Source organism: Bacillus sp. FSL K6-2431, assembly GCF_038005165.1.
Classification (GTDB): Bacteria; Bacillota; Bacilli; order Bacillales; family Bacillaceae; genus Bacillus; species Bacillus pumilus.
The window spans coordinates 543,277-563,862 of sequence record NZ_JBBOSQ010000001.1 but is presented as its reverse complement, the minus strand read 5'-3'; the positions used below and the strand labels follow the sequence as shown (position 1 = coordinate 563,862).

The following is a 20,586-nucleotide window of genomic DNA, read 5'->3' as shown; positions in this document are numbered from 1 at the left end:
GAGGGACTTTATGCCTGAGGGCAAAATTATTAAAGCATTAAGCGGATTCTACTATGTGCTGGATGAGTCGCAAGAGAGTGGAAAAGTAGTTCAGTGCAGAGCGAGAGGCATCTTTCGAAAAAACAAAATTACACCTCTTGTTGGCGATTACGTCGTGTATCAAGCAGACAATGATAAAGAAGGCTACTTATTAGAAGTAAAAGAACGGACAAACGAACTTGTTCGTCCGCCTATTAGTAACGTTGATCAAGCGGTACTTGTTTTCTCAGCGGCAGAACCAGCCTTTAGCACCTCACTTTTAGACAGATTTTTAGTGCTTGTAGAAGCCAATCATATTGAGCCGATTATCTGTATCACTAAAATTGACTTATTGAAAACAGACGAAGAGCGTGAAACGATCAAGGCATATGCAGACGACTATCGGCAAATTGGTTATGAGGTTCATTTAACCTCTACGATTGAAGGAGATGGCATTGAGAAGCTGACCCCGCATTTTCACAATAAAATCACGGTATTTGCCGGTCAGTCTGGTGTAGGCAAGTCCTCCCTTTTAAATGCGATGAGTCCTGAATTGGCGCTGAAAACAGATGATATCTCATCCCATCTCGGACGAGGAAAGCATACGACAAGACATGTCGAACTCATTCGAACAGCAGACGGGCTCATTGCAGATACTCCGGGCTTTAGCTCGCTCGAATTTACTGGCATCGAAGCAGAAGATCTAGGTCTATACTTTTTAGACATTAGAGACCGGAGTGCAGATTGCAAATTTCGAGGCTGCTTGCATGTGAAAGAGCCTGGCTGTGCGATAAAAGATGCGGTCGAGCATGATCAAATCAAAGAATATCGCTATCAGCATTATTTAGAGTTTTTAACTGAAATCAAAGACAGAAAGCCGAGGTACTAAATCATGGTTTATATTGCCCCTTCCATTTTATCGGCCGATTTTGCCAATTTGGAGAAAGATATCCGTGATGTGGAACAAGGCGGTGCAGATTACATTCACATCGATGTCATGGACGGTCATTTTGTTCCGAATATGACATTTGGGCCAAATGTCGTTGAAGCGATCAGACCGCATACGCGTCTGCCGCTTGATGTTCACTTAATGATTGAGCAGCCAGATCGGTATATTCCTGCATTCGCAAAAGCAGGCGCTGATATTATCTCTGTTCATGTGGAAGCTTGTCCGCACTTACACCGAACAATACAACATATGAAAGAACAAGGTGTAAAAGCAGGGGTCGTCTTGAATCCGCACACACCTGTTTCTCACATTGAGCATGTATTAGAAGATGTGGACCTTGTGTTATTCATGACAGTGAACCCTGGTTTTGGGGGACAGGCATTTATTCCATCTGTCCTCACGAAGGTAAAAGAAGTAAAAGCACTGAGTGAACAAAAGGGCTTAACCGATTTACTAATAGAAATAGACGGCGGTGTCAATGTAGAGACTGCAAAGAGTTGCAAAGAAGCAGGCGCTAATTTACTAGTAGCGGGCTCTGCGGTATATGGTAAAGAAAACCGCGCAGCAGCGATCCAGGCAATTCGAGAAGCGTAAAGGAAGGAACCAAAGTCATTGTGATCTTTGGTTCTTTTTACATGGAGAGGAGCGTGTATCATGCACATACATATCGTAGCCGGCGGTCCTTTTGAATACATCCCGCCACTTGAACGTGAAGCATCACAGGAGGATGTTCTCTGGATTGGCGTAGACCGTGGAACCCTCTTCTTACTAGAGCACGGTATTACCCCTGCCAAAGCCTTTGGTGATTTTGACAGTGTGACAGAAAAAGAGCTTCGAGAGCTGAAAGAGAAATTGCCTGCTCTGAATGTATTTCAAGCTGAAAAGGATGAAACTGATTTAGAGCTTGCACTGAACTGGGCACTAAGTCAGCACCCAGCACATATTTACATCTATGGTATTACAGGAGGAAGGGCGGATCATTTTCTAGGAAATATCCATCTTCTTTACAAAGGGATTCAGCACAAGCAGAATATCACCCTTGTAGACAAACAAAATATCATTCAAATGTTTGAACCTGGTACATACGAAATAAAAGAAGATCAGGATAAAAAATATGTATCGTTTTTACCCTTTGGAACACCGGTTGAAAAGCTGACGTTAAAAGGTTTCAAATATCCTCTGAAAAATTGTCATATTGAGCCTGGTTCCACACTATGTATTAGTAACGAACTCATCCACTCAAATGGTACTTTTTCTTTTCATGAAGGCATATTAATAATGGTAAGAAGCAAAGATTGACCAACCTATCAATGTGGATGGCTGATTAAGCTCAATTGTGCTGCAAGCGGTACTTTTAGGAGGGGGACAAAATGAAATTTTATACAATCAAACTGCCTAGATTTCTTGGCGGCATTGTCCGTGCGATGCTTGGTTCATTTAAGAAAGATTAATGAGTAATCTCCTTTATTTCCACATAAAAACGCCTGCTACAAGTTATTGTAGCAGGCGTTTACTCTTGCTTATACACGCTCAACTTTACCAGATTTCAAAGCTCGAGCTGATACATATACTCTTTTAGGCTTACCGTCCACTAGAATACGAACTTTTTGAAGGTTCGCGCCCCATGTACGTTTTGTAGAGTTCATTGCGTGAGAACGATTGTTCCCAGCTTTTGTTTTTCTGCCTGTAATAACGCATTTACGTGCCATTTGTTTCCCTCCTAACTGCGAAAACATCATCATATTCTTCATATACGTACTTAGAGATGCCTCAAGATACTTTAATAATTTACCACAGCTTCAAGGGGTTTGCAAGGATTGTTTACTCCTCTTTCAAGAAAAATACCTTGACATCTTGATAAAAAATCAAGGCTATAGTATAAGTAGGATTGGGTCGGATTGAATGATTTCTTTTAAAAAGAAGGGTCTTATAGTAAAATAGTGATAACTCAGGGCAATTTCTCAAAAAGGGGGAACCAATGTGTCCATTGAACTTAGAACGAAATACGGACAAATTGATATATCAAATGAAGTCATTGCAATGGTGGCAGGAGGCGCTGCGATCGATTGCTATGGTATTGTTGGGATGGCGTCCAAAAATCAAATCAAGGACGGCTTGACGGATATTCTCCGTAAAGAGAACTTCAGCCGGGGTGTTCTTGTGCGTCAAAAAGAAGACCGCATTCATATTGATATGTACATCATCGTCAGCTACGGTACAAAAATATCAGAAGTCGCACATAATGTTCAAACGAAAGTCAAATATACGATTTCTCACACAGTTGGACTTTCTGTTGATTCGGTCAACATTTATGTACAAGGAGTAAGAGTTACGAACCCGTAGTAAGGAGGAAATATATTGTCTATTAGAAATCTTGATGGCCGCTCATTTGCAAAAATGATTCTTGCAGGTGCTCACCATCTTTCTCAAAACGCACAAATTGTGGATGCGTTAAATGTTTTTCCAGTGCCAGACGGAGACACGGGGACAAATATGAATTTGTCAATGACTTCAGGGGCAAAAGCAGTTGAAGAAACAAATACCGATCATATTGGGAAGGTCGGCGTGGCCTTGTCAAAAGGGCTATTGATGGGCGCAAGAGGAAACTCAGGCGTCATCCTATCACAGCTCTTTAGAGGTTTCAGTAAAAATATAGAACAAAAAGAGACGATTGACGCCAAAGAATTTGCCCTTGCCTTACAGGCAGGTGTCGATACAGCCTATAAAGCCGTGATGAAGCCGATTGAAGGGACCATCTTAACGGTCGCAAAGGATGCAGCAAAGAAAGCGGTTGCTGTTTCAGTAACAGAAAAAGACATTGATCGCGTTCTTGAGTTAACGATTGAGGAAGCGAGAGCATCACTTGATCGAACGCCAGATCTGCTTCCTGTTTTAAAAGAAGTAGGCGTTGTCGATAGTGGAGGTAAGGGACTTCTCTGCGTATATGAAGGTTTCCTTGCTTCATTAAGAGGAGAGGACCTCCATCTGAAAGCGGCCTCTTTGCCAACGTTAAAAGAACTTGTCAGTGCAGAGCATCATAAAAGTGCACAAAGCCATATGAACACTGAAGATATTGAATTTGGTTATTGTACTGAATTTATGGTGAAATTTGAAGAAGAGAAACAGTCCTTTGATGAGAATGCCTTCAGAGAAGACTTAAGCGAATTCGGAGATTCACTTCTTGTGGTATCTGATGAAACGCTGGCGAAAGTTCATATTCATGCAGAGCAGCCTGGAGATGTCTTATCCTATGCACAGCGCTACGGCAGCCTGATCAATATGAAAATTGAAAACATGAGAGAGCAGCATAGCTCGATTGTGAACGAAGAAAAAGAACATGCGCCCGCTGCACCAAAGGCACCTGCTGCTGAAAAACAGCGCTTTGGAGTCGTCAGTGTCGCAATGGGAGAAGGAATTGCTGACTTGTTTAAAAGTATCGGAGCTTCCGTCGTCATTGAAGGCGGACAGACGATGAACCCAAGTACAGAAGACATTGTCACAGCAATTGAAAGCGTACATGCCGAAACCGTCTTTATCTTACCTAATAATTCTAATATTGTCATGGCAGCGAAACAGGCGGCAACTGTCTCGAGTCGTGAGGTTGTTGTCATTCCAACGAAGACCGTTCCTCAAGGAATGTCGGCACTTCTTTCTCTCAATGAAGCAGCTTCAAATGAAGACAACGAAGCGGCGATGCTAGAAGCGATTGACCACGTGAAAAGCGGCCAAATTACCTTTGCGGTGAGAGATACCCAAATTGATGGAATCGACATTGCCAAAGGAGATTATATGGGTCTCTTTAACGGAAAAATCACCCTAACTGCGAAAAATCAATTAGATGCAGCAAAAGAACTTTTGACCAAAATGGTGACAGAAGATGATGAGATTGTTACGATCATTAAAGGGGAAGATGCATCATCTGAAGAGATGGATGAGTTAGAAGCCTTTATTGAAGAAACATTTGAAGATATAGAAGTTGAAGTCCACGATGGAAAACAGCCGCTTTATTCATATATTTTGGCTGTCGAATAACGAAAGAAGGGCAAATAAAGCCCTTCTTCTTCTTTTGCAATTTTTTACTAACGATTCAACGGTGAAATGAGTTGCGGGAAACGATTGAATCCATTAGTCTAAAGAAAGAACCAAACCAATATGTGAGTGGTTATGAGAGGGGAAGACCTATGAAATTTAGAAGTGTGTTTGATATTATTGGACCCGTCATGATTGGTCCATCAAGTTCGCACACAGCGGGTGCGGCTCGAATAGGAAGAGTGGCTCGCAGCTTATTTGGAAGAGAACCGAAGCGAATTGTCGTTTCATTTTATGGCTCTTTTAAAGATACGTATAAAGGACATGGTACAGATGTCGCCATGATCGGCGGCGTTCTTGACTTTGATACATTTGATGAACGCATCAAAACAGCGATCGATATTGCAAAAAGCAAAGGGATCGACATTGAATTTAAAGAAGAAGATGCGGTACCAGCGCATCCGAATACAGCAAAAGTAGAGATATCAGATGCGAACGGAAGCCTTGAATTAATCGGGATTTCCATCGGCGGTGGTAAAATCGAAATTACTGAACTGAATGGCTTTGAGCTCAGACTTTCAGGAAATCATCCTGCCATTCTTGTGGTTCATAACGATCGCTACGGCACGATTGCGGCAGTCGCCAACGTGTTAGCGAAATTCGCCATCAACATCGGTCATATGGAAGTGGCGCGTAAAGATGTCGGGCAAGAGGCTCTGATGACCATCGAAGTGGATCAAAATATTGACCCAGCTGCCTTATCAGAACTTGAAACACTGCCAAACATTATTCAAGTCACACAAATTGCAGAGTAACAACAAGGAGGTTATGAATGATGTTTAAAAACGTCAAAGAACTCGTGCAGCTAACAGAAGAACGGAATACCTCCATTTCAGAAATCATGATTACGCAAGAAATGGAAGTAACAGGGAAATCGCGTGAAGATATTTTCTCCCAGATGTACCGCAACTTAGAAGTGATGGAACAAGCCGTAGAAAACGGGCTAAAAGGTGTGAAATCATTATCCGGTTTAACAGGCGGAGATGCGGTCAAACTTCAAGCGTATATCGCATCAGGCAAAACATTGTCTGGTCATACGATATTAGATGCTGTTAGTAAGGCAGTGGCAACAAATGAAGTCAATGCCGCAATGGGGACGATCTGTGCAACGCCTACAGCAGGCTCAGCAGGTGTTGTGCCAGGTACGTTATTTGCAGTAAAACAAACATTAAAGCCAACAAAGGAACAAATGGTCAGATTCCTATTCACTTCTGGCGCATTTGGTTTTGTTGTGGCCAATAATGCGAGCATCTCTGGTGCAGCAGGCGGCTGTCAGGCTGAGGTAGGCTCAGCATCAGGGATGGCGGCAGCAGCCATTGTCGAAATGGCAGGCGGTACACCTCAGCAATCTGCTGAAGCAATGGCGATTACACTGAAAAATATGCTTGGACTTGTTTGTGACCCAGTAGCTGGACTTGTTGAGGTACCGTGCGTAAAACGAAACGCCATGGGTGCATCAAATGCGATGATTGCAGCAGATATGGCACTTGCCGGCATCACAAGCCGTATCCCATGTGATGAAGTCATTGATGCGATGTATAAAATCGGCCAAACCATGCCAACGGCACTTCGCGAAACAGCACAAGGCGGACTTGCTGCGACACCGACAGCAAGAGAGCTTGAAAAGAAGATTTTCGGAGGTGTGACCCCATCTCGTGATACAGAAACTGCAAGATAATGTCTCAGTCCTTAAGGGGATTGGAGAAGAAACCGAAAAAACACTCAATGAACTTGGAATTCACACAGTAGCCGATTTACTTGGCTACTTTCCTTATCGATATGACGACTATGAGCTTCGTAACTTAGAAGAAGTAAAGCATGACGAACGTGTCACAGTTGAAGGAAAAGTGCACAGTGAGCCCGTCCTCACCTATTATGGAAAAAAACGAAGCAGGCTGACATTCAGGCTGCTTGTCGGGCGTTTTCTCATCACAGCAATTTGCTTCAATCGTCCTTATTTAAAACGAAGCCTTGTGTTAGGTGATACGGTATCCGTCACTGGCAAATGGGATAAAAACCGTCAATCGATCATGGTGCAGGAATTTAAAAAAGGGACGCACGAGCAAGATGGCAGTATAGAGCCTGTTTATTCAGTAAAAGAAAATGTAACCGTGAAAATGATGAGGCGTTTTGTCAAACAAGCCTTGTCACTTTATGTAGATAAAGCTGAAGATCCACTGCCAAAGCAGCTTGTCTCTACCTATAAACTCATGTCCTATCAGGAAGCATTAAAAACCATTCACCTGCCAGAAACAAGAGACTCGCTCAAGCAAGCAAGACGCCGCTTTGTGTACGAAGAATTTCTTATTTTCCAGCTGAAGATGCAGGCCATCAGAAAGAAAGAACGAGAAAAAACATCGGGCATCCAGCATCCGTTTTCTAAAGACGCTGTTTTTGAGTTTGTTCACAGTCTGCCATTTCCGCTGACAAAGGCACAATCAAGAGTGCTTGATGAAATTATGTCTGATATGGCGTCCCCGTACCGGATGAACCGTCTGCTGCAAGGGGATGTAGGTTCAGGGAAAACTGCTGTTGCAGCTATTGCACTATATGCCGCTCATTTATCCGGCTATCAAGGTGCATTAATGGTTCCAACAGAGATTTTGGCAGAGCAGCATGCAGATTCCCTTTATCAGCTGTTTGAAAAATGGGGACTAAATATCGCTCTACTAACAAGCTCTGTGAAAGGAAAGCGCCGCAGAGAATTGCTAGAACGTCTAAAAGAGGGCGAGATTGATATATTAGTCGGAACGCATGCGCTCATCCAAGACGAAGTCGAATTTCAGCAGCTCGGTCTTGTGATCACAGATGAGCAGCACCGGTTTGGCGTCGAACAAAGGAAAAAACTAAGAAGTAAAGGGCAGGACCCAGATGTCTTATTCATGACTGCCACACCTATTCCGCGCACACTTGCGATCACTGTTTTTGGAGAAATGGACGTTTCCGTCATTGATGAATTACCAGCCGGCAGAAAACAGATCGAAACGTATTGGGTCAAGCATGACATGCTTGAGAGGATTCTTGCATTTGTAGATAAAGAGCTAAAAAAAGGAAGACAGGCATATATTATTTGTCCACTCATAGAAGAATCGGACAAGCTGGATGTCCAAAATGCGATTGATGTCCACAGCATGCTGACAGAGGCATACCGCGGTAAGTGGTCGATCGGCTTAATGCACGGGAAACTGGCGAGTGATGAAAAAGATCAGGTGATGAGAGACTTTACAGCAAATGAAGTACAAATTCTCGTTTCAACCACAGTCGTTGAAGTGGGTGTCAACGTGCCGAATGCGACCATCATGGTCATTTACGATGCAGACCGTTTCGGACTGTCTCAGCTTCATCAGCTCAGAGGCCGGGTTGGACGCGGAGAGCATCAATCATTTTGTGTTTTAATGGCGGATCCAAAATCGGAAACCGGGAAAGAGCGGATGAGGATTATGTCCGAAACAACCGACGGCTTTGAGCTGTCTGAAAAGGACTTAGAGCTAAGAGGACCCGGTGATTTCTTCGGTAAAAAACAAAGCGGAATGCCTGAATTTAAAGTAGCAGATATGGTTCATGACTACAGAGCACTGGAAACTGCTAGAAAAGATGCGGCAGAACTTGTGCAATCAGATGCATTTTGGACAGATCCCGAATACAAAGAACTTCGGCAAACACTTGTAGACAGCGGGGTGCTGGGCGGAGATAAATTAAGCTGATCAAGCGCTGGAGGAATTTTCTTGTCTTTTTGAAACAAGGATTGATTTATCATCTATGAGATTATATACTACTATTAGTACCTAGTCATAAATGTACGGATGGTGTCTGCATATGAAACTAAATAAAAAAGAACGTCAAAAGCTTCTCCAGCAAACGATCAGCTCGACTCCGTTCATTACTGATGAAGAATTGGCAAGTAAATTCGGTGTAAGCATTCAAACGGTTCGTCTTGATCGTTTGGAACTGTCAATTCCTGAATTACGCGAAAGAATTAAGCATGTGGCCGAAAAGACATTAGAGGATGAAGTGAAGTCACTTCCGCTGGATGAAGTGATTGGAGAAATGATTGATGTAGAGCTTGATGACCAAGCCATTTCCATTTTAGAAGTGAGAAAAGAGCATGTATTTAGCCGAAATCAAATTGCCAGGGGACATCATCTCTTCGCCCAGGCAAATTCGCTTGCAGTAGCGGTCATTGACGATGAACTGGCTTTAACAGCAAAAGCGAATATTAAATTTACAAGGCAGGTTAAACAAGGCGAACGAGTTGTCTCAAAAGCCAAAGTAGCCTCGCATGATAAAGAAAAAGGCAGAACTGTAGTTGAAGTAAACAGCTATGTCGGTGAGGAAGTTGTCTTCTCAGGTGACTTCGTCATGTATCGCTCAAAACAAAAGTAAAAGGTGGCACGTAATATGAGAATTGCAGTCGATGCAATGGGGGGAGACCATGCCCCTAAAGCCATTATTGACGGTGTGCAAAAAAGCTTAACGGCATTTTCAGATATCGAGATTACACTTGTCGGCGATGAAAATAAAATCAAACCATACATAACAAATAACGAGCGCATCACGATTTTAGATGCAAAAGAAGTCATTGAACCGACAGATGAACCAGTGCGTGCAGTTAGACGTAAAAAGGATTCATCTATGGTGAAAATGGCGCAAGAAGTATCCGAAGGACGAGCAGATGCTTGTATTTCAGCAGGAAACACTGGCGCACTCATGACAGCAGGACTGTTTATCGTAGGAAGAATTGATGGCATCGATAGACCGGCACTTGCTCCAACACTGCCAACACTTGATGGCAGCGGGTTTTTATTACTAGATGTCGGTGCAAACGTTGATGCCAAACCAGAACACCTTGTGCAATATGCGATGATGGGTTCAATTTACGCAGAGCGTGTTTTTCCAAAGAGCAATCCGCGTGTAGGATTGTTAAATGTAGGAACAGAAGATAAAAAAGGCAACGATCTCACAAAAAAAACCTTTGAATTATTGAAAGCATCAAATTTGAATTTCGTAGGAAATGTGGAGTCTCGTGATTTACTAGAAGGTGTAGCTGATGTCGTTGTCACAGATGGTTTCACAGGAAATATCGCCCTGAAAACGATTGAAGGCACAGCTCTTTCTGTCTTTAAAATGCTGAAAGAAACATTAACATCCAGCTTCACAGCAAAAATAGCGGCTGGCATGATGAAGCCGAAATTGATGCAGATGAAGTCTAAAATGGATTACTCCGAATATGGCGGTGCCGCTTTATTTGGTTTAAAGGCACCTGTCATTAAAGCGCACGGTTCCTCTGATGAAAACGCCATTTTTCATGCCATTCGTCAGGCACGTGATATCGTAGAAAAAGACGTTTCAGCCATCATTCATCAAGAGGTCCAAAAAGAAACCACGAACGAGTCTTAATGGAGGTATAGCAGCATGACTAAAATCGCATTTTTATTCCCTGGCCAAGGCTCTCAAAAAATTGGCATGGGAAAAGATTTATTTGACCAAGAAGAAGTATCTAAAGCTGTATTTGAAGAAGCAGACAAGACCCTCGGTTTTGACTTATCTTCAATGATTTTTGAAGGAGATGCAGAAGAGCTGACGCTCACTTATAACGCGCAGCCAGCTCTTTTAACGACAAGTATCGCCATCTTAAAGAAATTTGAAGAGAGCGGAATCAAAGCAGATTACGCAGCAGGACATAGCCTTGGTGAATATACGGCCCTCGTTGCGGCAGGCGCACTTTCGTTTCAAGATGCTGTCTATGCAGTGAGAAAGCGCGGCGAATTAATGAACGAAGCTGTTCCAGCAGGAGAAGGCGCTATGGCAGCGATCCTTGGCTTAGATCAAGCTGCGCTTTTAGAAGTGACAAAAGAAGTGACAGAGAGTGGTCATCTTGTAGAACTCGCTAACTTAAACTGTCCTGGTCAAATCGTGATCTCTGGTACAGCAAAAGGGGTTGAACTCGCTTCAGAGAAAGCGAAAGAAAAAGGCGCAAAACGTGCGATTGCCCTTGAAGTGAGTGGACCTTTCCATTCTGCCTTAATGAAACCAGCCGCTGAAAAATTCACAGATGTTCTGTCAAAGCTAAACATTACAGATGCCAAAACACCAGTGATCTCAAATGTCACAGCAGACATCGTTACATCTCGTGATGCTATTGAAACAAAGCTCATTGAACAATTGTATTCTCCTGTTCGATTTGAAGAAAGTGTAGAACGTCTGATTGATTTAGGCGTGACAACGTTTATTGAAATTGGCCCAGGCAAAGTGCTTTCAGGTCTTGTGAAAAAGGTCAATCGCCGCCTGATAACTATTTCAGTTTCAGATCAGGAAACAATTGAAGCAGCCATTGAAACATTGAAGGAGGATTCTTGATGCTTACAAATAAAACAGCCGTTGTAACAGGTGCATCACGCGGGATTGGCCGTTCTATTGCGATCGATTTAGCAAAGAATGGTGCAAATGTTGTCGTCAACTATTCTGGAAACGAAGCAAAAGCAAATGAAGTCGTAGACGAAATCAAAGCACTTGGCCAGCAGGCATTTGCCGTTAAAGCTGATGTTTCAAATGCTGAAGAAGTACAATCGCTCATGAAACAAGCGATTGACACATTTGGTTCAATTGACATTCTTGTCAATAATGCAGGGATCACAAAGGATAACCTGCTCATGAGAATGAAAGAAAATGAATGGGATGACGTCATTAACATAAACTTAAAAGGTGTCTTTAACTGTACAAAAGCTGTGACACGTCAAATGATGAAACAGCGCAGCGGAAGAATCATCAACTTGGCTTCAGTGGTTGGCGTATGTGGAAATCCTGGACAAGCAAACTATGTTGCAGCAAAAGCTGGTGTCATCGGATTAACGAAAACAACAGCAAAAGAGCTGGCAACTCGTCATATTACAGTCAATGCAGTAGCACCAGGCTTTATTTCTACAGATATGACAGACAAGCTTGATGAGAATGTACAAACTGAAATGCTTAAGCAGATCCCGCTTGCACGCTTTGGTGCACCTGAAGATATTAGCAACGTTGTTGTCTTTTTAGCTTCAGAAGGAGCAGGTTATATTACAGGCCAAACCATCCAAGTAGATGGCGGAATGGTCATGTCCTAAGAAATATCAAAATTTCATTAGGTTTTCTCTAGTTTTTTAAAAACGAATCAACTATAATACTTTGAGGGGAGGTGAAAGGCAATGGCAGACGTATTAGAGCGTGTATCAAAAATTATTGTAGACCGCCTTGGCGTTGATGAGGCTGACGTGAAAATGGAAGCTTCATTTAAAGAAGATTTAGGCGCTGATTCCCTTGATGTAGTTGAGCTAGTTATGGAACTTGAAGATGAGTTCGATATGGAAATTTCTGACGAAGATGCTGAAAAAATTGCAACAGTCGGTGACGCTGTGAACTACATAAATAGCCAGCAATAAGCGTAACAAAGTCCCGTCTGTTTTCATGACGGGACTTTCAAAATTTATGTTAGTTTCAACATATTCAGCTGATCAATTGTCAGCCTTTTTCAGATGCTAAGGAGCAAAGTTTCCTTGCATGTAGAAAGAGAGACTCCATATAATCAGTATCCTTAAAGGCGATTAAGCCTACCTGGAGGTTGCTATGCCAAAACAATATAAAGACAAACAGAAACAGAGCAAAAAACTAGAGCAATTTAGAGAATTCCAGCAGCGTATTTCTGTACACTTTCAAAATGAAAAACTTCTATATCAAGCCTTTACGCACTCCTCTTATGTGAATGAACACCGGAAAAAGCCATACGAGGATAATGAAAGACTTGAATTTCTAGGAGATGCTGTTTTAGAATTGACCATCTCTCAATTCTTATTTGCGAAATATCCTGCGATGAGCGAGGGAGATTTAACAAAACTAAGAGCAGCGATCGTATGTGAACCGTCACTTGTGTCTCTGGCACATGAGCTGTCCTTCGGAGACCTTGTTCTTTTAGGAAAAGGCGAAGAAATGACCGGCGGGAGAAAACGCCCAGCACTTTTAGCGGACGTATTCGAGGCGTTTATCGGGGCACTTTATTTAGATCAAGGGCTTGAGCCAGTGGAGCGATTCCTAGAAGCCTATGTTTATCCGAAAATTAATGATGGAGCGTTCTCGCATGTCATGGACTTTAAAAGCCAGCTGCAAGAATTCGTTCAGCGCGATGGAAAAGGTGTACTGGAATACCACATCCTGCATGAAAAAGGACCAGCACACAACCGGGAATTTGAAGCAAATGTCTCCCTTCGCGGAGAAGTGCTTGGAATTGGAAATGGCCGCAGTAAAAAAGAAGCAGAACAGCATGCTGCACAGGAAGCACTTGCTAAATTGCAGAAACATCATATGAACCAATAAAATCCCCCTCGTCATTCAGGGGGATTTCACTCTGTTTTCCATCATCTTTTTTCACTTCATATGGTAAGATAATAGTACTTTAAATACATAAGGAGGATCACTCTCATGTTCCTCAAACGTTTAGACGTGATAGGATTCAAATCTTTTGCACAGCGAGTGACCGTGGACTTTGTCAAAGGGGTCACCGCTGTTGTTGGACCAAACGGAAGCGGCAAAAGTAATATTACCGATGCCATCCGCTGGGTACTTGGAGAACAATCAGCGAAAAGCCTCCGCGGAGGAAAAATGGAAGACATCATTTTTGCAGGAAGCGACTCAAGAAAAAGAGTCAACCTAGCAGAAGTGACTTTAACATTAGATAACGAAGATCACTTTTTACCGATCGATTTTCACGAAGTCAGTGTGACAAGAAGAGTCTATCGTTCAGGAGAAAGTGAATTTCTCATAAACAATCAATCTGTCCGCTTAAAAGATATTATTGAACTTTTCATGGATTCAGGTCTTGGAAAGGAAGCTTTTTCGATCATCAGCCAAGGGAAGGTAGAGGAAATTCTATCTAGTAAGGCAGAAGAGAGAAGAAGCATCTTTGAAGAAGCGGCTGGTGTTTTGAAATATAAAACAAGAAAGAAAAAAGCCGAGAATAAACTGTTTGAAACGCAGGACAACTTAAACCGAGTAGAAGATATTCTGCATGAACTAGAAGATCAAGTAGAACCATTAAGAATGCAGGCATCTATTGCAAAGGACTATTTGCAAAAAAAAGAAGAGCTTGAAAATGTCGAAATCGCCTTAACTGTCCATGACATCGAAGCACTTCATGAAAAATGGACAACACTTGGTGAAGCTGTCGAGCGCTTCAAACAAGATGAAATGAAGCAATCCACAGATATTCAAGCAAAAGAAGCTAAAATTGAAGAGTCAAGAGACCGCATTCAAGCACTTGACGAATCAATTAATGACCTGCAAGAAGTTCTTCTTTTCACAAGTGAGGAATTAGAAAAGCTTGAAGGTAAAAAAGAAGTACTAAAAGAACGGAAGAAAAATGCAGCCGCAAATCAGGGACAGCTAGAAGAAACGCTCATTCGTTTAACTGAAAAGCAGGCGCAGCTAACCGAAAAAATTCAGCAACAGAAAATCGCGCGGGACAGCCTTCAAAAAGAAGTGCAGCAGCTAAAAGATGAAGTGAAAACAAAGCAGCATCAACTGTCGCTTCATAGTGAAGATGTGGAAGGTCAAATTGAACAGCTGAAAAGCGATTATTTTGATCTGCTCAATGAACAGGCTACCATACGCAATGAACGCAAATTATTAGAAGAACAGCAGCGCCAAGCGGCCATGCAGCTAGATCGGCTAACGCAAAACAACCAAAAACACATTGAAGAACGTGTGTCTGTCAAAGAGAAGAAAACAGAGGCTGAGCAGCAGCTTTCAGCCCTAGAAGAAGACATTCTGGCTCAGGTCAAGCGTTTTAGAGAAGCGGAACAAAAGCTTGAGCAAATGAAACGTCAATACGAGAAAAAAGAAACGGCTCTTTACCAAGCCTATCAATATGTGCAGCAGGCAAAGTCAAAAAAAGAGATGCTAGAATCCATGCAGGAAGACTTCTCAGGCTTTTTCCAAGGAGTAAAAGAGGTCTTAAAGGCAAAAGAACGGTTAGGCGGTATTCACGGTGCCATTGCAGAGCTGATTCAAACAGATCAGCAGCATGAGACAGCGATTGAAATCGCGCTAGGCGCAGCAACGCAGCACGTCGTCACAGAAAACGAAGCCGCAGCGCGACAAGCAATTGCATACTTAAAGCAGCACTCCTTTGGACGAGCAACCTTCCTGCCAATGAATGTGATCAAAGAACGAACCATTCAGCATAGAGACGTCCAAACAGCCGAGCAGCACGCTGCATTTATCGGTGTAGCAAGTCACCTTGTTTCCTTTGAAGAAAAGTATCAAAAGGTCATACAGAACTTGCTTGGAACGGTTCTGATCGTTAGAGACTTAAAAGGCGCCAATGAACTGGCAAAAATGCTTGGTCATCGTTATCGCATCGTGACCCTTGATGGAGATGTTGTGAACCCCGGCGGTTCAATGACTGGTGGCGGTGTTAAGAAAAAGAACAACTCCCTTCTTTCAAGAAACCGTGAAATCGAAACATTAACAAAGCAGCTTGTTGAAATGGAAGAAAAAACGACGATCCTTGAAAAGGAAACAAAAGAAACGAAGCAATTGATTGCAGCAAACGAAAGTCAATTAAACGAACTGCGTCAGCGGGGAGAAACGCTTCGAGAACAGCAGCAAGAGCTCAAAGGGAAGCTATACGAACTGCAAGTAGCAGAAAAAAATATTAATGCTCACCTTGAACTCTATGACCAAGAAAAAGAAGAATTGCAGCTGCGTTCTACTGAACTTACAGATAAGGACAAAAAGCAGGCAGCTCTTGAAGTTTCTATAGGGGAGAAATTGACCACCCTTGATCAAGAGATCAATACATTAACAAAGCGTAAACAGACCCAAAGCTCAACGAAAGAAACCATTTCTGCCGAATTAACAGAGCTGAAAATCTCGCTTGCCAAAAAAGAGCAGTCCTTAGCGAATGAACAAGAAAAGCTTTCGAGCTTAATGGCCGAATTAGAAGAGGCTGAACAAACGCTGACGGAAACAAAAGAAGATCTGTCACTCTTAACAAGTGAAATGACATCTAGCTCAAGCGGAGCAGAACAGCTGGAAGAAGCGGCGAAAGAGAAGCTGGAAAATAAAAACAAAACAACCGCGCTCATTTCAGAGCGGCGCAAACAGCGTCTTGCTCTTTCTGAAACGTTAGAATTTGCTGAACGTGAACTGAAAGAACAAAAACGCCTTTACAAGCAGCTCACCACAAGCTTAAAAGATGAAGAAATTAAGCTTGGCCGTATGGAAGTTGAGCTCGACAACCTCATCGCTTATTTGAACGAAGAGTATGCTCTCTCGTTTGAAGGGGCAAAAGAGATGTATCATCTGACGTTATCGCCAGATGAAGCAAGAAAACGAGTGAAACTGATCAAATTAGCCATTGAAGAGCTAGGAACAGTGAACTTAGGCAGCATTGATGAGTATGAACGAGTAAATGAACGCTACCTTTTCTTAACAGAACAGCGAAATGATCTGACAGAAGCGAAAAATACATTATTCCAAGTGATCGAAGAAATGGATCAAGAGATGACAAAGCGCTTCTCTGAAACATTCTCGCAAATTCGCGGGCATTTTGAATCAGTTTTCCAAGCATTATTTGGCGGCGGGAAAGCAGATCTTAAGCTGACAGATCCAAACGATTTACTAAACTCTGGCGTTGATATTGTCGCGCAGCCGCCAGGGAAAAAGCTGCAAAACTTAAGCCTTCTTTCAGGCGGTGAGAGAGCATTGACAGCGATCGCTTTACTATTCTCTATTTTAAAAGTCAGACCTGTTCCATTCTGCGTGTTAGATGAGGTAGAAGCGGCGCTTGATGAAGCCAATGTTTTCCGCTTTGCACAATATTTAAAAAAATACAGCGAAGAAACACAATTCATAGTCATTACGCACCGCAAAGGAACAATGGAAGAAGCAGATGTGCTCTACGGTGTTACGATGCAGGAGTCAGGTGTTTCTAAGCTTGTATCTGTCAAACTAGAAGAAACGAAAGAGCTTGTCCAGTAATTAAAGGAGGTTTTTGAACCAAATGAGCTTTTTTAAGAAATTAAAAGAAAAATTTACGCAGCAAACCGATTCAGTATCAGAAAAGTTTAAAGATGGACTTGAAAAAACGAGAAACTCCTTTCAAGGAAGAGTAAATGAACTCATTTCACGCTACCGTAAAGTTGATGAAGACTTTTTTGAAGAATTAGAAGAAGTTCTGATCGGCGCGGATGTCGGTTTCACAACGGTGATGGAACTGATTGATGAGCTGAAAAAAGAAGTGAAACTAAGAAACATTCAAGACCCAAGTGAAGTACAATCGGTCATCTCTGAAAAACTGGTTGAAATCTACAATAGCGGAGAGGAACAAATCTCTGCGCTGAATATTGAAGACGGGCGATTAAATATCATTTTATTTGTTGGTGTCAATGGCGTTGGGAAAACAACGACGATCGGCAAACTTGCAAATAAGCTGAAAAATGATGGGAAATCCGTCATTTTGGCAGCAGGTGATACATTCCGTGCCGGTGCGATAGAGCAGCTTGAAGTATGGGGAGAGCGTTCAGGTGTCCCTGTTGTCAAACAGACGGCTGGCTCTGATCCAGCAGCGGTGATCTATGATGCCGTTCAATCAGCAAAAGCGAAAAATGCGGATGTCCTTATCTGTGATACAGCAGGAAGACTACAAAACAAAGTCAACTTGATGAAAGAGCTAGAGAAGGTCAAGAGAGTCATTGAACGCGAGGTTCCAGATGCACCGCATGAAGTGCTGCTCGCTCTTGATGCAACAACGGGTCAAAATGCGATGGCACAAGCGAAAGAATTTTCTAAAGCGACGAATGTGACAGGAATTGCTTTAACAAAGCTTGACGGCACTGCAAAAGGCGGGATTGTCCTTGCAATTCGAAATGAGTTAAACATCCCCGTGAAGCTCGTCGGTTTAGGTGAAAAGGTAGACGATCTGCAAGAATTCGATGCAGAATCGTATGTGTATGGATTATTCTCAGACGTGATTGATCAAGAGGACTAACAAAAATGCCGGCAAAGATTGCTGGCATTTTTATTTATACGCCGCTTCATGCAGTGACAAGATAAAAACTTGACACACAGTAGAGAACCGTGTAAACTTAGTTGATGTAAAGGGAATGAACTTAACAAAGGGGAGAGAGCCCATGACGCTTGAAAAAACAACGAGAATGAACTACTTGTTTGACTTCTATCAATCGTTGTTAACCGCAAAGCAAAAGAGCTACATGTCGCTTTACTACCTAGACGATTTTTCCCTCGGTGAAATTGCGGATGAATATGAAGTATCAAGACAGGCTGTTTATGATAATATTAAACGGACTGAAGCGATGCTTGAACAATATGAAGAAAAGCTGCTCTTGTTTAAGAAATTTAAAGAGCGTAAAGAACTTCTCAAAAAAATGAGTGAGCTCGTAGCAGATTCCGCTCAGATGGAAGAAGCAGAAGCTTTAATTGAATCGCTTGAGAAATTAGATTAGGAGGCGGCACAGTATGGCATTTGAAGGATTAGCCGACCGACTGCAGCAGACGATTTCAAAAATCCGCGGCAAAGGAAAAGTGTCAGAACAAGATGTAAAAGAAATGATGCGCGAGGTACGCCTTGCCCTTCTTGAAGCTGACGTCAATTTTAAAGTAGTCAAAGACTTTGTGAAAAAAGTAAGTGAGCGGGCAGTTGGACAAGAGGTCATGAAAAGCCTTACCCCTGGGCAACAGGTCATTAAAGTTGTAAAAGAAGAACTCACTGAATTAATGGGCGGAGAAGAGAGTAAAATCGCTGTAGCGAAAAAATCTCCGACGGTCATTATGATGGTTGGTCTTCAAGGGGCAGGTAAAACCACCACAACTGGGAAGCTTGCCAATTTACTTCGCAAAAAACATAATCGCAAGCCGATGATGGTGGCTGCAGATATTTACAGACCAGCAGCGATCCAGCAGCTTGAAACGCTAGGGAAACAGCTTGATATGCCTGTGTTTTCATTAGGTGATCAAGTCAGTCCTGTCGAGATTGCCAAACAGGCAATCGAAAAAGCGAAAGAAGAACACCATGATTATGTCATTTTAGATACAGCAGGACGTCTTCATATTGATGAAGAATTGATGGATGAACTTCAGAAAGTAAAAGAAGTAGCGAGTCCAGAAGAAATTTTCCTTGTTGTTGACTCTATGACAGGTCAAGATGCTGTCAATGTAGCGAAAAGCTTTAATGAACAGCTAGGTTTAACAGGTGTCGTTTTAACGAAACTAGACGGGGATACACGAGGCGGTGCAGCACTTTCCATTCGAGCTGTCACCAATACGCCGATTAAATTCGCCGCGCTAGGTGAAAAGCTTGACGCGATTGAACCATTCCACCCAGAACGGATGGCATCAAGAATTCTTGGCATGGGAGATGTGCTTACACTGATTGAAAAAGCACAGGCAAACGTGGACCAAGATAAAGCGAAAGAGCTTGAACAAAAAATGCGGACCATGAGCTTTACACTCGATGATTTCCTCGAGCAGCTTGGCCAAGTTCGTAACATGGGTCCACTTGATGAATTGATCCAAATGATGCCGGGAGCCGGTAAAATGAAAGGGCTCAAAAACGTCCAAGTAGACGAAAAGCAGCTCAATCACATCGAAGCGATCATTAAATCAATGACGACCGAGGAAAAAGAACAGCCAGAGGTCATCAATGCAAGCCGAAGAAAACGGATTGCAAAAGGAAGCGGAACATCTGTACAGGAAGTCAATCGCCTCTTAAAGCAATTTGACGAAATGAAAAAGATGATGAAGCAAATGACCAACATGTCCAAAGGAAAGAAAAAAGGCTTTAAATTACCATTTATGTAATTGGTTATACATGATAAAACCGTTGTTAAGAAAAAACACTTTACAAACCCTTTTATCATTGTTAATATACTATCTTGTTGAAATATTTTCGGAGGTGCTAGTAAAATGGCAGTAAAAATTCGTTTAAAACGTATGGGATCAAAAAGATCTCCTTTCTATCGTATTGTAGTAGCAGATTCTCGTTCACCACGTGATGGTCGTTTCATCGAAACAGTTGGAACATACAATCCAGTGTTATCACCAGCTGAGGTGAAAATCAACGAAGAATTAGCTCTTAAATGGCTTCAAAATGGTGCGAAACCATCTGATACAGTTCGCAACCTTTTCTCAAGCCAAGGAATTCTTGAAAAATTTCATAATGCGAAAAACAGCAAATAATGAATGAGCTGTCCTTGGAAGAATTGATTGTGTCCATCGTCGAGCCACTTGTTGATTTCCCAGAAGATATTCACGTATCTTCATTAGAAAAAGATGAGCAAGTGATTTACACACTGTCTGTCAATGCTGAAGATACCGGAAAGGTGATCGGAAAGCAGGGACGTACAGCGAAAGCGATACGAACAGTCATGTTTGCAGCAAGTGCAGAGTCTTCTAAGAAAGTTCAACTTGAGATTGCTGACTAAAAAGGGAGAGGGCTTAGGACCTCCCCTTTTTTTACACGTTTAAATCTATTTTTCGTTATA

General features: G+C 42.3%; 22 protein-coding genes. 21 read left to right on the top strand and 1 reads right to left on the bottom strand.

Going from position 1 to position 20,586, the window contains the following annotated elements; genetic code table 11:
- The first annotated feature begins 10 nt into the window (after positions 1 to 10).
- From rsgA to spoVM, 4 genes are all read left to right on the top strand, one after another.
- Positions 11 to 907, top strand: coding sequence for a ribosome small subunit-dependent GTPase A (gene rsgA / locus MHH40_RS02835; RefSeq protein ID WP_050945062.1), 897 nt, complete (start codon positions 11 to 13; stop codon positions 905 to 907).
- Between the two features lie 3 nt (positions 908 to 910).
- Positions 911 to 1,561: a ribulose-phosphate 3-epimerase gene (rpe, locus tag MHH40_RS02830; protein WP_050945061.1), complete on the top strand. Its 651-nt coding sequence runs from the start codon at positions 911 to 913 to the stop codon at positions 1,559 to 1,561.
- A gap of 60 nt (positions 1,562 to 1,621) precedes the next feature.
- Positions 1,622 to 2,266, top strand: a complete 645-nt coding sequence (locus MHH40_RS02825; protein ID WP_003210934.1) for a thiamine diphosphokinase — start codon at positions 1,622 to 1,624, stop codon at positions 2,264 to 2,266.
- A gap of 71 nt (positions 2,267 to 2,337) precedes the next feature.
- Positions 2,338 to 2,418, top strand: a complete 81-nt coding sequence (spoVM, locus tag MHH40_RS02820) for a stage V sporulation protein SpoVM (RefSeq protein ID WP_008354550.1) — start codon at positions 2,338 to 2,340, stop codon at positions 2,416 to 2,418.
- 69 nt (positions 2,419 to 2,487) lie between these two features.
- Here the strand turns inward: spoVM and rpmB are convergent, their stop codons facing one another.
- A complete protein-coding gene (rpmB, locus tag MHH40_RS02815; protein WP_003212514.1) occupies positions 2,488 to 2,676 on the bottom strand; it encodes a 50S ribosomal protein L28 in 189 nt (62 codons plus the stop codon).
- Between the two features lie 271 nt (positions 2,677 to 2,947).
- On the opposite strand from rpmB, the gene MHH40_RS02810 reads away from it, so the two are divergent.
- From MHH40_RS02810 to MHH40_RS02730, 17 genes are all read left to right on the top strand, one after another.
- Positions 2,948 to 3,310, top strand: a complete 363-nt coding sequence (locus MHH40_RS02810) for an Asp23/Gls24 family envelope stress response protein (RefSeq protein ID WP_003211680.1) — start codon at positions 2,948 to 2,950, stop codon at positions 3,308 to 3,310.
- A gap of 15 nt (positions 3,311 to 3,325) precedes the next feature.
- On the top strand, positions 3,326 to 4,999 hold the full coding sequence (locus tag MHH40_RS02805) for a DAK2 domain-containing protein (protein ID WP_050945060.1): 1,674 nt from the start codon (positions 3,326 to 3,328) through the stop codon (positions 4,997 to 4,999).
- A 149-nt stretch (positions 5,000 to 5,148) separates the two neighbouring features.
- Positions 5,149 to 5,811: an L-serine ammonia-lyase, iron-sulfur-dependent subunit beta gene (gene sdaAB / locus MHH40_RS02800; protein WP_003212160.1), complete on the top strand. Its 663-nt coding sequence runs from the start codon at positions 5,149 to 5,151 to the stop codon at positions 5,809 to 5,811.
- 20 nt (positions 5,812 to 5,831) lie between these two features.
- Entirely contained in the window at positions 5,832 to 6,734 is a 903-nt protein-coding gene (gene sdaAA, locus MHH40_RS02795) for an L-serine ammonia-lyase, iron-sulfur-dependent, subunit alpha (protein ID WP_034620038.1), read from the top strand.
- Positions 6,712 to 8,760, top strand: coding sequence for an ATP-dependent DNA helicase RecG (gene recG / locus MHH40_RS02790; protein ID WP_050945059.1), 2,049 nt, complete (start codon positions 6,712 to 6,714; stop codon positions 8,758 to 8,760). Before sdaAA ends, recG begins: the two co-directional genes overlap by 23 nt.
- A gap of 112 nt (positions 8,761 to 8,872) precedes the next feature.
- A complete protein-coding gene (fapR, locus tag MHH40_RS02785; protein WP_003210820.1) occupies positions 8,873 to 9,439 on the top strand; it encodes a transcription factor FapR in 567 nt (188 codons plus the stop codon).
- 15 nt (positions 9,440 to 9,454) lie between these two features.
- The gene (plsX, locus tag MHH40_RS02780; protein ID WP_003211133.1) at positions 9,455 to 10,453 is read left to right on the top strand and encodes a phosphate acyltransferase PlsX; all 999 of its coding nucleotides are present in this window, start codon (positions 9,455 to 9,457) and stop codon (positions 10,451 to 10,453) included.
- A gap of 15 nt (positions 10,454 to 10,468) precedes the next feature.
- Positions 10,469 to 11,413, top strand: coding sequence for an ACP S-malonyltransferase (gene fabD, locus MHH40_RS02775; protein WP_050945058.1), 945 nt, complete (start codon positions 10,469 to 10,471; stop codon positions 11,411 to 11,413).
- Positions 11,413 to 12,156, top strand: a complete 744-nt coding sequence (gene fabG, locus MHH40_RS02770) for a 3-oxoacyl-[acyl-carrier-protein] reductase (RefSeq protein ID WP_050945057.1) — start codon at positions 11,413 to 11,415, stop codon at positions 12,154 to 12,156. Before fabD ends, fabG begins: the two co-directional genes overlap by 1 nt.
- Positions 12,157 to 12,237: 81 nt before the next feature.
- Positions 12,238 to 12,471 carry an acyl carrier protein gene (gene acpP / locus MHH40_RS02765; RefSeq protein ID WP_003212028.1) on the top strand — a complete coding sequence of 78 codons (234 nt, stop codon included), beginning with the start codon at positions 12,238 to 12,240 and terminating at the stop codon, positions 12,469 to 12,471.
- 184 nt (positions 12,472 to 12,655) lie between these two features.
- Positions 12,656 to 13,399: a ribonuclease III gene (gene rnc / locus MHH40_RS02760; RefSeq protein WP_003211549.1), complete on the top strand. Its 744-nt coding sequence runs from the start codon at positions 12,656 to 12,658 to the stop codon at positions 13,397 to 13,399.
- 105 nt (positions 13,400 to 13,504) lie between these two features.
- Positions 13,505 to 17,065: a chromosome segregation protein SMC gene (smc, locus tag MHH40_RS02755; RefSeq protein ID WP_050945056.1), complete on the top strand. Its 3,561-nt coding sequence runs from the start codon at positions 13,505 to 13,507 to the stop codon at positions 17,063 to 17,065.
- A 22-nt stretch (positions 17,066 to 17,087) separates the two neighbouring features.
- A complete protein-coding gene (gene ftsY / locus MHH40_RS02750; protein ID WP_003211188.1) occupies positions 17,088 to 18,074 on the top strand; it encodes a signal recognition particle-docking protein FtsY in 987 nt (328 codons plus the stop codon).
- Positions 18,075 to 18,216: 142 nt separating this feature from the next.
- Positions 18,217 to 18,549: a putative DNA-binding protein gene (locus MHH40_RS02745; protein WP_003210763.1), complete on the top strand. Its 333-nt coding sequence runs from the start codon at positions 18,217 to 18,219 to the stop codon at positions 18,547 to 18,549.
- Between the two features lie 13 nt (positions 18,550 to 18,562).
- A complete protein-coding gene (gene ffh, locus MHH40_RS02740) occupies positions 18,563 to 19,903 on the top strand; it encodes a signal recognition particle protein (RefSeq protein WP_050945055.1) in 1,341 nt (446 codons plus the stop codon).
- Positions 19,904 to 20,008: 105 nt separating this feature from the next.
- Positions 20,009 to 20,281 carry a 30S ribosomal protein S16 gene (gene rpsP, locus MHH40_RS02735; protein ID WP_003212139.1) on the top strand — a complete coding sequence of 91 codons (273 nt, stop codon included), beginning with the start codon at positions 20,009 to 20,011 and terminating at the stop codon, positions 20,279 to 20,281.
- Positions 20,281 to 20,526, top strand: coding sequence for a KH domain-containing protein (locus MHH40_RS02730; RefSeq protein WP_012009937.1), 246 nt, complete (start codon positions 20,281 to 20,283; stop codon positions 20,524 to 20,526). The genes rpsP and MHH40_RS02730 overlap by 1 nt, the downstream gene beginning before the upstream one ends.
- The last annotated feature ends 60 nt before the right edge of the window (positions 20,527 to 20,586 follow it).